At 70.2% G+C, this 15,361-nt stretch carries 14 protein-coding genes; all 14 read left to right on the top strand.

Features of this window, described 5'->3' with window-relative positions:
- Nucleotides 1-56 precede the first annotated feature (56 nt).
- The 14 genes from OG943_RS46640 (at nucleotide 57) to OG943_RS46575 (ending at nucleotide 15,353) form a co-directional block, all read left to right on the top strand.
- Nucleotides 57-2,180, top strand: coding sequence for a HelD family protein (locus OG943_RS46640; protein ID WP_328607276.1), 2,124 nt, complete (start codon nucleotides 57-59; stop codon nucleotides 2,178-2,180).
- A gap of 208 nt (nucleotides 2,181-2,388) precedes the next feature.
- The gene (locus tag OG943_RS46635; protein ID WP_328607275.1) at nucleotides 2,389-3,384 is read left to right on the top strand and encodes an LLM class flavin-dependent oxidoreductase; all 996 of its coding nucleotides are present in this window, start codon (nucleotides 2,389-2,391) and stop codon (nucleotides 3,382-3,384) included.
- A gap of 301 nt (nucleotides 3,385-3,685) precedes the next feature.
- Complete coding sequence (locus OG943_RS46630; protein WP_328607274.1) at nucleotides 3,686-4,465, top strand: MlaE family ABC transporter permease; 780 nt, start codon at nucleotides 3,686-3,688, stop codon at nucleotides 4,463-4,465.
- A gap of 4 nt (nucleotides 4,466-4,469) precedes the next feature.
- A complete protein-coding gene (locus OG943_RS46625; protein ID WP_328607273.1) occupies nucleotides 4,470-5,321 on the top strand; it encodes an MlaE family ABC transporter permease in 852 nt (283 codons plus the stop codon).
- Nucleotides 5,318-6,595 (top strand): MCE family protein, encoded by a 1,278-nt coding sequence (locus OG943_RS46620; RefSeq protein ID WP_328607272.1) that lies wholly within the window; start codon nucleotides 5,318-5,320, stop codon nucleotides 6,593-6,595. Before OG943_RS46625 ends, OG943_RS46620 begins: the two co-directional genes overlap by 4 nt.
- Complete coding sequence (locus OG943_RS46615) at nucleotides 6,592-7,593, top strand: MlaD family protein (protein WP_328607271.1); 1,002 nt, start codon at nucleotides 6,592-6,594, stop codon at nucleotides 7,591-7,593. The genes OG943_RS46620 and OG943_RS46615 overlap by 4 nt, the downstream gene beginning before the upstream one ends.
- Nucleotides 7,590-8,576 (top strand): MCE family protein, encoded by a 987-nt coding sequence (locus OG943_RS46610; protein WP_328607270.1) that lies wholly within the window; start codon nucleotides 7,590-7,592, stop codon nucleotides 8,574-8,576. Before OG943_RS46615 ends, OG943_RS46610 begins: the two co-directional genes overlap by 4 nt.
- Nucleotides 8,573-9,610 (top strand): MCE family protein, encoded by a 1,038-nt coding sequence (locus OG943_RS46605; protein ID WP_328607269.1) that lies wholly within the window; start codon nucleotides 8,573-8,575, stop codon nucleotides 9,608-9,610. The genes OG943_RS46610 and OG943_RS46605 overlap by 4 nt, the downstream gene beginning before the upstream one ends.
- A complete protein-coding gene (locus OG943_RS46600; RefSeq protein WP_328607268.1) occupies nucleotides 9,607-10,662 on the top strand; it encodes an MCE family protein in 1,056 nt (351 codons plus the stop codon). Before OG943_RS46605 ends, OG943_RS46600 begins: the two co-directional genes overlap by 4 nt.
- On the top strand, nucleotides 10,662-11,882 hold the full coding sequence (locus OG943_RS46595) for an MlaD family protein (RefSeq protein WP_328607267.1): 1,221 nt from the start codon (nucleotides 10,662-10,664) through the stop codon (nucleotides 11,880-11,882). The genes OG943_RS46600 and OG943_RS46595 overlap by 1 nt, the downstream gene beginning before the upstream one ends.
- On the top strand, nucleotides 11,861-12,577 hold the full coding sequence (locus OG943_RS46590) for a hypothetical protein (RefSeq protein WP_328607266.1): 717 nt from the start codon (nucleotides 11,861-11,863) through the stop codon (nucleotides 12,575-12,577). Before OG943_RS46595 ends, OG943_RS46590 begins: the two co-directional genes overlap by 22 nt.
- Nucleotides 12,578-13,194: 617 nt before the next feature.
- Nucleotides 13,195-13,665 (top strand): hypothetical protein, encoded by a 471-nt coding sequence (locus OG943_RS46585; protein WP_328607265.1) that lies wholly within the window; start codon nucleotides 13,195-13,197, stop codon nucleotides 13,663-13,665.
- Between the two features lie 56 nt (nucleotides 13,666-13,721).
- A complete protein-coding gene (locus OG943_RS46580) occupies nucleotides 13,722-14,363 on the top strand; it encodes a hypothetical protein (RefSeq protein WP_328607264.1) in 642 nt (213 codons plus the stop codon).
- Between the two features lie 348 nt (nucleotides 14,364-14,711).
- Nucleotides 14,712-15,353 carry a DUF6801 domain-containing protein gene (locus OG943_RS46575; protein WP_328607263.1) on the top strand — a complete coding sequence of 214 codons (642 nt, stop codon included), beginning with the start codon at nucleotides 14,712-14,714 and terminating at the stop codon, nucleotides 15,351-15,353.
- Nucleotides 15,354-15,361 lie beyond the last annotated feature (8 nt).

The following is a 15,361-nucleotide window of genomic DNA, read 5'->3' as shown; positions in this document are numbered from 1 at the left end:
GCGTAGAGTCGTTCTTCGCCCTGATGGGGCGATCGAGAGTCTTCAAGGAGCGATGCGTGTCCGAACCCGGGGTCAGGCGGGCTGAGATCGCCGTGGAGCAGGCGCACGTGGACCGGGTGTACACCCAGCTCGCGGCGCTGAAAGCCCAAGCCGAGGCGATGCGCACCAAGGGCTACGAAATCGGGCAGGGCGCCCAGCGCGAGGCGATCTTCGAACAGGCGTCGATGCTCTTCGAGCGCGACATGATGGTCCACCACGCGAACCAGACGCTGCAGACGCTCGACGCGGAGTACGAGGGCCTGGTCTTCGGCCGGCTCGACCACCGCGACGGCGAGCTGATCTACGTCGGCCGCCTCGGCATCCGCGACGCCGAGTTCGACAACCTCGTCACCGACTGGCGCGCCCCCGCGGCCGCGGCGTTCTACCAGGCGACCGCCGAGGAGCCGATGGACGTGGTGCGCCGCCGCGTGATCCGCTGCTCCGGGCCGAACGTGCTGGACGTGGACGACGACGTGCTGATCGCCGACGCCGTGCCCGAGGACATGCAGATCGTCGGCGAGGGCGCGCTGATGGCCGCGCTGGGCCGCTCGCGCGGCGAGAAGATGCGCGACATCGTCGCCACCATCCAGAAGGAGCAGGACGAGGTGATCCGCGCACCCTGGCGCGGGGTCACCGAGATCACCGGCGGGCCGGGCACCGGCAAGACGGCCGTGGCGCTGCACCGCGCGGCGTACCTGCTCTACCGCCACCGCCGTCAGCTGGGCGGCGCCGGCGTGCTCGTGATCGGGCCGTCCGGGGTGTTCACCTCCTACATCTCGCGCGTATTGCCGTCGATGGGCGAGACGAACGTGGAGCTGCGCGCGCTCGGCGAGGTGCTCGACGGGCTCGAGGCGACCCGCCAGGACAGCTCGCCGCTGGCCGCGGTGAAGGGCTCGCTGCGGATGCGGCGGGTGCTGCTGCGCGCGTTGCGCGACGCCCCGCCGGAGGCGCCGGCCGAGCTGCGGATCGTCTACCGCGGCGAAGTGCTGAAGCTGACGGACCGCGAGCTGGAGAAGGTGCGGAAGAAGGCCCACACGCAGGGCGCGCCGCCGAACCGCTCGCGCGTACGCGTCGCGGAGCTGCTGCTGGACGCGCTGGCCACGAAGGCCGAGGGGTACGCGAAGGAAGACGGCCGGCCGTTCGATCGCGCCGAGCTGATCACGGACCTCGGCGAGCGCATCGAGTTCCACCGCTTCCTGGTCGTCTGGTGGCCGGTGCTGTACCCGGCGCAGATCCTGAAGTGGCTGGGCGACGAGAAGCGGCTCGCGGCGGCGGCCAAGGGCGTGCTGAACCGCGGCGAGATCACCATGCTGGCGGCGGATTTCGCGGACCGCTCGCACGGCTGGTCGGTGGCCGACGTCGCGCTGCTCGACGAGCTGCGCGTGCTGATCGGCCCGGAGCCGAAGCGCCGCCGACGCCAGACCGTGCTCGAAGCGGAGCCCGAACGCCGCGGCGGGAGCGGCGCGACACACCGTCCGGAGCACTACGACGAGTACTCGCACGTGGTCGTCGACGAGTCCCAGGACCTGTCGCCGATGCAGTGGCGCATGGTCGGCCGCCGCGGCAAGTACGCGAGCTGGACCGTGGTGGGCGACCCGGTGCAGAGTTCGTGGCCGGACCCGGGCGAGGCCGCGGCCGCGCGCGACCAGGCGTTCGGCCCCAAGACGGCCCGGCGCCGCTACACGCTGCGCACCAATTACCGGAACTCCGCGGAGATCTTCGACCTGGCCGCGAAGGTCGTCATCGGCCACGCGGAGGCCGACGAGCTGCCGCGCGCGGTGCGGACCACGGGCATCACGCCGGAGGTCCGCCCGGTCGAGCGCACCGGCATGGAGGCCGCGACGCAGGGCGCGGTGAAGGAGCTGCTCGGCTCCGTCGAGGGCACCGTGGGCGTGATCACGGCGATGGACCGCGTCCCGGAGGTCACGTCCTGGTTCGCCGCCACCGCGGACGAACGCCTGAAGGTCGTCGGCAGCCTGGACTCCAAGGGCCTGGAGTACGACGCCGTGGTCCTGGTCGAGCCGATGGAGCTGGTCACGGAGTCCACCACCGGCCGCCGGGTGCTGTACGTGGCCCTCACCCGGGCCACCCAGCAGCTCATCGTGCTGGCCTCGGACCCGGACTGGCTGCCGTCGGCCTGATCGCCTACCGCCCGTCCCCCTCCCGTCACGTGCGAAGCGCCCCAATGTGGCGTTGGTTGCGTCCAGCGCACCCAATGTGGCGTTCGGTGCGTCCAACGCACCGAACGCCACATTGGGGCGCAAGAGAGGTGACGCGCGCCGCAGCCGCCCGGCGAAAAACGGAGGTTGCCTCGGGAAGGGAACAGCCCCCTCGCGCGTTACGCCAGACGTGAGTTCTCTGCCTGACGTGCCGCTGTCCGTGCTCGACCTCTCCCCCGTCTCGGAAGGGAGGGGGGTCGGCGAAGCGCTGCGTAACACCCTCGACCTCGCCCGCCACGCCGAGCGGCTGGGCTTCCACCGCTACTGGCTCGCCGAGCACCACAACATGCCGGGCATCGCCAGCTCGGCCACCGTGGTCATGATCGGGCACGTGGCCGACGCCACCGAGACCATCCGCGTCGGCTCCGGCGGCATCATGCTGCCGAACCACGCGCCGCTCGTGGTGGCCGAGCAGTTCGGCACGCTGGAGGCGTTCCACCCCGGCCGGATCGACCTGGGCATCGGCCGCGCGCCGGGCACCGACCAGCGCACGGCGCTCGCCCTGCGCGGGCCCGGCGGCCTGTCCGCCGAGAACTTCCCCGAGCAACTGCTGGAGCTGAGCGACTACTTCGAGCACGACGCGGCTCGCGGCGTCAACGCCGTGACCGCCGAGGGCAACAAGCCGTCGATGTGGCTGCTCGGCTCGTCCGGCTTCAGCGCGCAGCTGGCCGGGCGCCTCGGCCTGCCGTTCTCCTTCGCGCACCACTTCGCCGCCGAGAACACGCTGCCCGCGGTGCAGCTCTACCGTGAGAACTTCCGGCCGTCCGACGTGCTCGCCGAGCCGTACGTGATGCTCGGCGTCTCCGTGGTCGCGGCCGAGACCGACGAGCGCGCGCAGTTCCTCGCCGGGCCGAGCGGGATGACCTTCCTCAGCCTGCGCCGCGGCCGTCCCATCGCGCTGCCGACGCCCGAGGAAGCCGCCGAGTACCCGTACACGGAGATGGACCGCGCGTTCCTCGCCGAGCGCTTCGGCTCCGGCATCACCGGCTCGCCCGAGACCGTCCGCAAGGGACTCGAGCAGTTGCTCGCCGACACCGGTGCGGACGAGCTGATGGTCACGACCATGATCCACGGCCACGCTGACCGCGTCCGTTCCTACGAGATCCTGGCCGACCTCAAGAATTGACCCGTGGTAAAAGAATCCCGGTCCACCCAGGACCGGGATTTTTCTTTTCCACCTCTGACAACAAGATCAGCCACCTTTGTCATAAATGCACAAGAATTTCGCGGTTACCAGGCCGTGACCCCGTAACCAGCGACAAGTTCTTGTCTCCGAGCGGGGCCGTGGTTAGCGTACCGACCAGTAACGAAACCGCACGGTAACACCCGGAAAGCATTTGCCCGGCACGCGAGTCCGCCATTCGGACCAGTCGGAAAGGCCTCTCGCGGGTTGATTCACCGCGCCCGGAGAATGCTGGGAGGCTCGGATGGCGACACAGTTCCCGGGTGCCGCCGCGGTCCGGCAGACCGGACGGCTCTACGCGCTGGCCCTCGACGTGGTCCGGCTGACCTTCCGCCGCCCGTTCCAGTTCCGGGAGCTGGTGCAGCAGTTCTGGTTCATCGCCAGCGTCTCGATCCTGCCGACGGCACTGGTCTCGATCCCGTTCGGCGCCGTGATCGCGCTCCACATCGGCTCGCTGACCACGCAGATCGGCGCGCAGTCGTTCACCGGCGCGGCCAGCGTGCTCGCGATCATCCAGCAGGCCAGCCCCATCGTCACCGCGCTGCTGATCGCGGGCGCCGGCGGCAGCGCGATGTGCGCCGACCTGGGCTCGCGCACCATCCGCGAGGAGATCGACGCGATGGAGGTGCTCGGCGTCTCGCCGATCCAGCGCCTGATCGTGCCGCGCGTGCTCGCCGCGATGGGCGTGTCGGTGTTCCTCAACGGCATGGTCAGCGTGGTCGGCGTGCTGGGCGGCTACTTCTTCAACGTCATCATGCAGGGCGGCACCCCGGGCGCGTACCTGGCGAGCTTCTCCGCGCTGGCCCAGCTGCCGGACCTGTGGATCAGCGAGATCAAGGCGCTGATCTTCGGCTTCGTCGCGGCGGTCGTCGCCTCCTATCGCGGCCTCAACCCGCGCGGCGGCCCGAAGGGCGTCGGCGACGCGGTGAACCAGTCCGTGGTGATCACGTTCCTGCTGCTGTTCGTGCTGAACCTGGTGCTGACCACGGTCTACCTGCAACTCGTACCGCCCAAGGGGAGCTGAGCCGATGGCCACCAAGACCCCGCCCCGGGGCGCGCGGGTGCTCGAAGCCGTCGACCGCCGCTTCGGCTTCCTCGACACGCTCGGCGACCAGATCCTGTTCTTCCTGCGCGCGCTCGGCTGGGTGCCGCGCACGGTGCGCCGCTACCTGCGCGAGGTCGTGCGGCTGCTGGCCGAGGTGAGCTTCGGCAGCGGCGCGCTCGCGGTGATCGGCGGCACGATCGGCGTGATGATCGGCATGACCGTCGCGACCGGGACGGTCGTGGGCCTGCAGGGTTACTCCGCGCTGAACCAGGTGGGCACGTCGGCGTTCGCGGGCTTCATCTCGGCCTACTTCAACACCCGGGAGATCGCCCCGCTGGTGGCCGGGCTCGCGCTTTCGGCCACGGTCGGCTGCGGCTTCACCGCGCAGCTGGGCGCCATGCGGATCTCCGAGGAGATCGACGCGCTCGAGGTGATGGGCATCCCGAGCGTGCCGTACCTGGTCACCACGCGCGTGATCGCCGGCTTCCTCGCCGTGATCCCGCTGTACGCGATCGGCCTGCTGTCGTCCTACCTCGCCTCCCGGCAGGTCACCGTGTGGGCGTTCGGCCAGTCCGCGGGCACCTACGACCACTACTTCCTGCTGTTCCTGCCGCCCGGCGACGTGCTGTGGTCGTTCGGCAAGGTGCTGGTGTTCAGCGTCGTGGTGGTGCTCGCGCACTGTTATTACGGCTTCCGCGCGAGCGGCGGGCCCGCCGGGGTCGGCGTGGCGGTGGGCCGCGCGGTGCGCACCGCGATCGTCGCGATCAGCGTGATCGACTTCTTCCTCAGCCTCGCCATCTGGGGCGCGACGACGACGGTCCAGGTGGCCGGATGAGCCGGCACGCGCGGCTGCGCAAGGCGGGCGTCCGGACCGCGGGGGTGCTGTTCCTGGCCGTGATGTGCGTGTTCGTGCTGATCACGATCAAGATCTACGACAAGGACTTCGTCACGTCCGTGCCGGTCACGCTCAAGGCCGACCGCGTCGGCAACCAGCTGCACGAAGGCGGCCAGGTGAAGGCGCGCGGGGTCGTCGTCGGCGAGATCCGCGGCGTGCGCGCGGTGAACGGCGGCGCCGAGATCTCGTTGGCGCTGGACCCGGACAAGGTGGACCGGCTCCCCCGCGACGTCTCCGCGCTGCTGGTCCCGAAGACGCTGTTCGGCGAGCGCTACGTCCAGCTGTCCATCCCGGACGCGGACCGGACGCCGCCGCTGCGGGCGGGTGACGTGATCGCGCAGGACCACTCGGCCAACGCCATCGAGCTGGAACGCGTCTTCGACAACCTCCTGCCCCTGCTCCAGGCCGTGCAGCCGCAGAAGCTCGCCACCACGCTGACGGCGGTGTCCACCGCGCTGCAGGGCCGCGGCGAGCAGCTCGGGCAGACGCTGGCCCAGGCTTCGGACTACCTCAAGGATTTCAACCCCGACCTGCCCCGGCTGGACCAGAACGTGCACGACCTCGCCACCGTTTCCCAGCTGTACGGCGACATCGCGCCGGACCTGCTCGACGCGTTGTCCGATTCCGCCGTCACGCTCGGCACGGTCAACGAGAAGCGCGACGACCTCGGCGCGCTCTACCAGCAGGTGACCGCGTCCTCCGGCGACATCACGACGTTCCTGCAGCACAACGGGAACAACATCATCGCGCTGTCCGCCGACAGCAAGCGGCCGCTGGAGATCGCGGCCGAGTACTCCCCCAGCTTCCCCTGCACGCTCCAGGCGCTGACCGACCTGAAGCCCGACATGAACAAGGTGCTCGGCGCCGGCACGAAGCAGCCCGGCCTGCACGCGGAGATCTCAGTGACGCAGTCGCGCGGCAAGTACGTGCCCGGCCAGGACGCCCCGGTGTACAACGCCACCGGCGGCCCCCGCTGTTATCCCAGCGGCGTCGTGCCGACCACCGGCACCGCGGCGGCCGCGCCCGGCACGCAGGCGCACCCGCTGCTGCCCGGGACCGACGGCGACCTCGGCGTCGCGAACTCCCCGCAGGAGCAGGAACTGCTGGCCACGCTCGTCTCGCCGTCGATCGGCGTGCCCACCGCGCAGGTGCCCGCCTGGGGCAGCGTGCTGGTCGGCCCGCTCTACCGCGGCACGGAGGTGAAGCTCAAGTGAGGAATCTCGCCGCCCCGCTGGTCAAAAGCCTGATCTTCATCCTGGTCACGGCCGTCGCCACGCTGGTACTCGCGCTGTCGATCACCGGCGGCACCGTGGGCAGCTCGCAGGTCTACGGGGCGACCTTCCTGGACGCGACGGCGCTGAACGTCGGAGACGACGTGCGGATCTCCGGGGTCAAGGTGGGCCAGGTCGAGAGCCTGGACATCACCGACCACAACCGCGCGCACGTCGGCTTCTCGCTGGAGCAGGGGCGCACGCTGCCCTCGAACGTCAGCGCGGTGATCAAGTACCGCAACATGGTCGGCCAGCGCTACATCGCACTGGACCGCGGCGAGCCCGGCGCCGGCCCGCTGCCGCCGGGCGGCGAGATCCCGCTGTCCCGCACCACTCCCGCGCTGGACCTGACCGACCTGTTCAACGGCTTCAAACCGTTGTTCCAGGCGCTTTCGCCGAAGGACGTCAACGACCTCTCCGGCGAGATCGTGCAGGTGCTGCAGGGCGAGGGCGGGACGGTCGAGGACCTGCTGGCGCACACCGGCTCGCTGACCACCACGCTGGCCGACCGCGACCAGGTGATCGGCCGCGTGATCGACAACCTGAACTCGGTGCTGAAAACCGTCAACGGCAAGGGGGACGCGCTCGCGACGCTCATCTCGACGTTGCAGCAGCTCGTCTCCGGCCTGGCCGGCGACCGCACCGCGATCGGCGACGCGATCGGCGGCATCGCCGACCTGTCCCAGTCCACCGCGGGCCTGTTCGAGCAGGCCCGCCCGGGGCTGAAGGACAGCATCACCGGGCTCGGCACGCTGTCGCAGAACCTGAACACCGGACAGTCCGATGTGGACAACTTCCTGAACAAACTGCCGCCGAAGCTCACCGGCCTCGGCCGCGTCGGCTCCTACGGCTCGTGGCTCAACTTCTACCTGTGCAGCGCCACGCTGCAGACGTCGCCACCACGCGGCGTTCCGGCGACCGCGGAGAGGTGTGGCGCGTGAAGTCCTTCCGCGAGCGCAATCCCCTCACGCTGGGGGTGGCCGGCAGCATCGCGCTGGCGGCCGTGCTCACTCTCACGCTGAACTGGGACAACCTGCCCATCGTCGGCGGCGGCACCACCTACGAGGCCGAGTTCACCGAGGCCGCGGGGCTGCAGGCGGACGACGAGGTGCGCGTGGCCGGCATCAAGGTCGGCGAGGTGTCCAGCGTCGACCTGGCCGACGACCACGTGCTGGTGAGCTTCCAGGTGAAGGACGCCTGGATCGGTGACCAGACCTCGGCTCAGATCAAGATCAAGACCCTGCTGGGCCGCAAGTTCCTGGCGCTGAACCCGACCGGCGCCGGCGTCCAGGACCCGGACCAGCCGATCCCGCGCACGCGCACCGTGACACCCTTCGACGTCACCGACGCGTTCAACGGGCTCGCCGACACCGCGGGCGCCATCGACACCAAGCAGCTCGCGGACAGCTTCGCGACGATCAGCGACACGTTCAAGAACTCGCCCGAGCACGTCCGGACCGCGCTGGACGGCCTCAGCGCCCTGTCCAAAACGGTGTCCTCACGCGACAACGAGATCGCGGAACTGCTGTCGGGCGCGCGGAAGCTGACCACCACGCTGGCGAACTCCAACGACGACTTCGAAAAGCTCATCGGCGACGGCAACCTGCTGCTGACCGAGCTGAACAACCGGCGGGACGCCATCCACCAGCTGCTCGTGGGCGCCCAGCAGCTCGCCCAGCAGCTCAACGGGCTGGTCGCGGACAACAAGGACCAGCTCGGCCCCGCACTCAAGCAGCTCGGCCAGGTCACCGACCTGCTGCAGCGGCAGAACGACAACCTCGCGAAGAGCCTGCAGCTCGCCGGCCCGTACTTCCGCGTGGTGAACAACACCGTGGGCAACGGCCGGTGGGTCGACAGCTACCTGTGCGGCCTGATCCCGGAGAACCGCGACCCGTGCACGCCGCCGAAGGGAGGGGCGAAGTGACCACCACCCGGGCGGGCCTGCGCACCAGCAGGTTCCTGGTATTCGCCGTCATCCTCGCGCTGGTGCTCACCGGCGTGCTGTGGTGGGTCTTCTCCGGCGCCGGGCGGCACCACGTCACCGCGTACTTCTCCCGCGCCGTCGGCGTCTACAGCGGATCGGACGTGCGGGTGCTCGGCGTCAAGATCGGCGAGGTCACCGCGGTCACCCCGCAGGGCGAGCAGGTGCGGGTCGACATGTCGGTCGACTCTGGCGTGGCCGTCGCCGCCGACACGCCCGCGCTGGTGGTGGCGCCGAGCGTGGTCGCCGACCGCTACGTGCAGCTGGCCAAGCTGGCGCGCGGCGGGCCCCGGCTGCCCGACGGCGCCGTGATCAGCGAGGACCGCACGGCCACACCGGTGGAGCTGGACCAGCTCTACGCCAGCCTGAACACACTCGCCACGGCGCTCGGCCCGAAGGGCGCGAACTCCGACGGCGCGCTGTCGGACCTCCTGCGCACCGGCGCGGCCAACCTGCAGGGCAACGGCACGGCGTTCAACAACTCCGTCCGCGACTTCGCCCAGCTCGCCCGGACGTTGGCGGGCAATTCGAACGACCTGTTCGGCACCGTCGACGAGCTGCAGAAGTTCACCACCATGCTGTCCACCAACGACAGCCAGGTCTCCGACGTCAACCGGCAGCTCGCGGACATCTCGAACACGCTGGCGGCCAACCGCGGCGAGCTGGCCGGCGCGTTGAACGGGCTCGGCAGCGCGCTCGCCGGCATCCAGGCCTTCATCCACGACAACCGGGCGGCCATCAAGTCCAATGTGGACAAGCTGGCCGGCACCACGCAGACGCTGGTGGACCAGCGGGCGTCACTGGCCGAGGTGCTCGACGACGCGCCACTGGCCGCGACCAACGTGCTGGGCGCGATCGACCCCGTCACCGGCACGCTGCAGGGCCGGACCGACCTGCTCGACTATGTCTCCGGTCAGCACATCTCCGGTCTGCCGTTGCCGATTTCGGGCGACGTCGTCTCCGGAGGTGGGCGATGAAGGTCCGACCGCTGCTGACCGCGGTGACGGTGGCGTGCCTGGCGCTGGCCGGGTGCTCGTCGCCCGGCGGCTTCCACGGGGTGTACGACCTGCCGCTGCCCGGCGGCGCGGACCTCGGCGACCACCCGTACCAGGTCACCGTGCAGTTCGCCGACGTGCTGGACCTGGTGCCGCAGGCCGCGGTGAAGGTCGGCGACGTGCCGGTCGGCCGCGTCCAGTCCATCGGCCTCGGCGCCGACGGCTGGACCGCGCAGACCGTGCTGACGGTGAACGGCGGCGTCTCGCTGCCCGCGAACGCGGTCGCGCGGCTGCGCCAGTCCTCGCTGCTGGGCGAGAAGTTCGTGGAGCTGGCGCCGCCGGACCAGGCGGCGTCCGGGAAGCTGGGCGACGGCGCCGTCATCCCGGTCTCGCGCACCAACCGGAACCCCGAGTTCGAGGAGGTCTTCGGCGCGCTCTCGCTGCTGCTCAACGGCGGCGGCATCGGGCAGCTGCAGACGATCGACCGGGAGCTGTCGAAGGTGATGGACGGCAACGAGGACGAGATCCGCGGGTTCCTGTCCGGAGTGGACACCCTGATGTCCAATCTGGACGCCCACCGCGCGGACATCACCGCCGCACTCGACGGGCTCGACCACCTGTCCGCGTCGCTGGCGAACCGCGACAACCAGATCGCCGACGCGCTCACCGACCTCACCCCCGGCCTCAAGACGCTGACCGACCAGCGCGCGCAGCTCGTCACCATGCTGAACTCGCTGAACCAGCTGTCCGCGGTGGCCACGAACGTCGTCGACCGGAGCCGGGACGACCTCGTCGCGGACCTGAACGCGCTCGCGCCGATCCTGCACCGGCTCGCCGACGCCGGGCAGAACCTGCCGAAGGCGCTGGAGATCCTGCCGACCTTCCCGTTCACCGACCCGGTGCTGGACGCGATCAAGGGCGACTACCTCAACGTCTACGCGTCGCTGATCCCCGCGCCCGGCGTGCCGCTGCCGCCGCCGGGTGAGGGCACGCCGCCGAACCTGCCGACGCTGCCGTTGCCGGGAGGCCAGTGATGCTGTCGAGGAAGGCGCGGGTGCAGGTGCTGGTGTTCGTCGTGATCGCGCTGGTGACGACGGCGTTCGTCGGCGCGAAGTACGCGGGCATCAGCCGGCTGTTCGGCGTCGGCTCGTACACGGTGAAGCTGGAACTGTCCGACGGCGGCGGCATCTTCACCAACGGCGAGGTGACCTACCGCGGCGTCCCGGTCGGGCGCGTCGGGCCGCTGCGGCTGACCGACACCGGCATGGAGGCCGACCTGCTGCTCGACTCGTCGGCGCCGCCGATCCCGGTGAACTCCCAGGCGGTGGTGGCGAACCGGTCGGCCGTCGGCGAGCAGTACGTCGACCTGCAGCCGCGCACGGGCGACGGGCCGTACCTGGCGGCGGGCTCGGTGATCCCACGCGAGTCGACCACGCTGCCGCTGCCGGTGCAGACGTTCCTGACCAACCTGGACGACCTGACGGCCTCGGTGCCGACCGGCGACCTGCGCACGGTCGTCGACGAGCTGGACAACGCGTTGCAGAACTCCGGCCCGGACCTGCAGCTGCTGATGGACACGGCGTCTTCGTTCACGAAGTCGGCCGCGGACAACCTGCCGCAGACCCACCGCTTGATCGACGACGGCGCCACGGTGCTGCGCACGCAGGCCAATTCCTCGGACGAGTGGCGCGACTTCAGCCGGAACGCGCACCTGTTCGCCGCCCAGCTGAAGTCCTCCGACGGCGACCTGCGCCGCCTGATCGCGGCCGCGCCGCCCGCCGCCACGGAGATTTCGGGCCTGCTGAAGGACACCGACCCCGGCCTGCCGGTGCTGCTCGCGAACCTGCTCACGACGTCGCAGGTGTTCAGCGCCCGCACCGACGGTCTGGAGCAGCTGCTGGTCACCACGCCGAAAGCGGTGGCGGCGACGTCCGCGGCCATCACTCCGGGCGGCGGGAAAGTCTCGCTGGCGCTGACGTTCTTCGACCCGCCGCCGTGCCGCACCGGGTACGGGAGCACGCCGGTCCGCAGCAGCGCCGACACTTCACCGCTGCCGTTCAACACCGCGGCGGCGTGCACGCTGCCCGCGGGCTCCGCGACGTCGGTGCGGGGTTCGCAGAACGCGCCCCACCCGGGCCTGCCCCCCGTCGCCGTCCCGGGCGGCGCCGGCGGCCTGACCGACCTGACGCGCTTCGCGGGCCAGCCCACGTCCACCGATCTCGAGGAGATGCTGTGGCTGCGCAACGGAAACTGACGGCGGTCGCGGAACTGGACGCCGACGTGGACGCCGTCTTCAATGCGGTGACGGAGGCTGACCACGCTACGGCAACGACGTCCACGCCCGGTGAAACGGCAGCTGCCTCGCTGGACCTCGATCCGGCCTCGGCAGACTCCGCCGCGCGGCCGCCCGCGACGGGCCGGAAACGTTCCTGGGCCACCGTTTCACGCCGGAAGCCGGTCTGGGCCGCAGCGGTGGTCCTCGCGGCGGCCGCGGTGTTCGCGGGCTGGTCGGGTTACTCGTGGTACTCGGCGTCCCACTCCACCTCAGCCACCTACGGCGAGACCCGCGACGAGGCGCTGGCCACCGGCCGCACCCTCGTCGCCACCCTGAACACCCTCGACTACCACCAGGTGGACGCCGGCTTGTCCCGCTGGCTCGACGCGTCCACCGGCCCCCTCCACGACGAGCTGGCCCGCACCACCCCCCAGACGAAACAGGCGCTGTCCGCCGGCGCCACCGTCGCGACCGGCAAGGTCCTCGACGCGGGCCTGTCCGAACTGGACACCCACGCGGGCACCGCGAAGCTGATCGCGTCGGTCGAGGTGACCGTCGCCAAGGAGGGCACCGCCCCGGCCACCCGCCGCAACCGCTACGCCGCCACCCTGACCCGCACGGCGTCCGGCTGGAAGCTCAGCACCCTCGACCAGCTGGCGGTGACGTCGTCATGAGCAGCCATTCCCCCGACCACTCCCCTACACCGGCTCCCGGCGACTCGGCCACTTCCCCGCCCGGCCAGTCGCCTGCTCCCGGCGACTCGGCCGCACCGGCTCCCAACCAGCCACTCACTCCCGGCGACTCGGCCACTTCGCCACCCGGCCAGTCGCCTGCTCCCGGCAACTCGGCCGCACCGGCTCCCAACCAGCCACTCACTTCCAGCGGCTCGGCCGCTTCGCCACCCGGCCAGCCATCCACTCCGGCTCCGGCTCCCGGCGACTCCTCAACCCTCGCCAAACTGGGCTTCCTCTCCCCTCGACGCCCCGTCTCGCCGTCCAGCCCCGCCGACGCGTCCGCCCACCACGACGGCACCGATGCGAGCGACCACCACGAGGACACCGCCCTCGCCGAAACCACAGACACCCCCAACACCGCGGACACCGCCAACAGCTCCAACAGCTCCAACAGCTCCAACAGCTCCAACAGCTCCAACAGCTCCAACAGCTCCAACAGCTCCGAAACCCAACCCCCTCACCCCACCGACCCCTCACACACCCCCACCCCCAGCACCCCCGAACCCCCCGGCCACCACCCCCGCCGCCGTAACCGCCTCCCCGCAGCCCTCGCGGCCGTGGCCGTGGTCCTGGCCGCAGCCGGCGCCTGGTTCACCCTCGAAGCCCACGCCGCCGCGACCTCCGCCGCGACGACGAACCAGGCCCTCACCGACGTCAACGCGACGGCTGACGTCACCTCCGCCGTCAGCCTGGCGCTCAACAAGGTCTTCTCCTACTCCTACGACAAGACCGACGTCACCGAAAAGGCCGCCGCCGTCGTTCTGCGGGGCAAGGCGCGGGATTCTTACGACAAGCTGTTCGCGGACGTCCTCCGAATGGCTCCGTCGCAAAAGATCGTGCTCGCCTCTCGCGTTTCGGAGGTTTCCGTCCAGCAACTCGACGGCAACCACGCACAGTTGCTCGCATTCCTCGATCAGTCCGCCACTCGGGCGGATAATGGCACCACCAGCACTGCGGCGGCACAACTTTCCGTCACGGCCGAACGCGTTGACGGGAGCTGGGTCGTCACCGACCTCTCACCGCGTTGAAAAGGGTTTCCGGGGGCAGCCGGGGACCGATCGTCAAACCACTAAGGAGAACACTCATGTCCATTTCCAGAAAGGCGCGGACCGGCGCCCTCGTCGCGACGGCAGCGATCGGGCTGAGCCTCGCAGCGGCCGTGCCCGCCTCGGCCGACGTGGTGGAGATCCCGGTCTCCTACGGCGTGGCCGGCAGCACCACCGTGCAGAAGACCGGCAGCGCGATGAAGCTCGGCCCCGGCACCCTCGACGGCGCCCTGCTCATCGACGACCAGACCGGCAGCGTCGGCCTGCGCGCCGACCTGAGCCTGCCGCCCTCCCAAGCCGACATTTCGCTGGCCTCGGGCCTGCTCCGCATCAAAGCCAAGGTCACGGTGACCCCGACCGCGCCCGCCACCGGCACGATCGCCAACGGCACGCTCACCACCCACGCCACGGCGAACATGGAGATCAGCGACATCTGGGCCGGCTTCGTCGTGCCGGTGATCCCGATACCGACCGTGCCCAGCAGTTGCAAGACGAGCAAGCCGCTCGACCTGACGCTGGTCGCCAACGACGTCGACATCACCCAGCCCATCACAGTCAAGGGCACCTACACGATCCCGGACTTCACCAACTGCTTCATCGCCGACCTCGCACTCGGCGCACTGGTCTCGGGCCCGAACAACACGATCTCCCTGACGATGACACCCAAGACGGATTCCTGATTTCGATCACCGAACCGAAGGGGCGCCGGAAACATCCGGCGCCCCTTCTTTCATTCCCCGAATGAGAATTTGTCATCAACCGACGAAGACCGCGGGACTTTTAGTCGGACCATGACAAGAGAATCGGTCCAGCGACCGCAACGGAAAACGCGCACGTGACAGACTTGTTGCCAGCAGAACTCGCGGGTAACCTAGGCCTCGCGACCGGATCCAGATGGTCCGGACGCCATCCACAAAAGCCTACTGCGCTCGATGATTACTCTCGAGCCGGGGGGATTTCGTGAGCACGTTGTGCCCGCGCCGAAACGTAGGCCCCGCGGAAGTGAAACCCGAAACAAGGAGACAGGCATGTCCCGACTCAGGAAGCTGTCCACGAGCGCCGCGTTGACCGGCATCGCCGTGGGCGCCATCGCGGTGCTCACCGCCGGCACGGCGGCGGCGGCCACGACCGTCTACTCGGCCGGCACCACCCCGAACCCCGCGATCACCTACACCTGCACGTTCCCGGGCATCCCGGCGCAGCCCGTGGCGATCACCGCGCACCTCAGCGCGCCGGACACCGTTCCGTCGGGCACCACCATCACGCCGACCGACGTGGGCGGCACCGCGACGGTCTCGGCGACCGTCCACTCGCTGCTCACCGCCGTCGGCCTCGACGGGATCCGCGGCTCGGCCTCGGTTCCCGTGACGGCGACCGCCGGCACCCTCTCGCAGCCGGCCGCCACCGGGCTCGACATCCCGGAGACGATCTACCCGGCCGGCGGCCCGATCACGGTGGTCATCTCGCAGATCCCGACCTCCAGCATCCCGAACTACACCGCGGGCGCCGCCGGCTCGGCGACGCTCAAGCTCGGCACGCCGATCAGCGCCGCGCTGCAGTTCCACAAGGCGTCGGACGGCAGCTGGGCCAACTGGACCATGAACTGCACCCTCAAGGCGCAGTCCCCGGCGCAGAACACCTCGTTCAGCCCGAACCTCACCATCAGCTGATTCCCGGG

The organism is Amycolatopsis sp. NBC_00345 (assembly GCF_036116635.1).
GTDB lineage: Bacteria > Actinomycetota > Actinomycetes > Mycobacteriales > Pseudonocardiaceae > Amycolatopsis.
The sequence above is the reverse complement of the archived record's forward strand: the minus strand, read 5'-3'. Positions and strand labels throughout refer to the sequence as shown.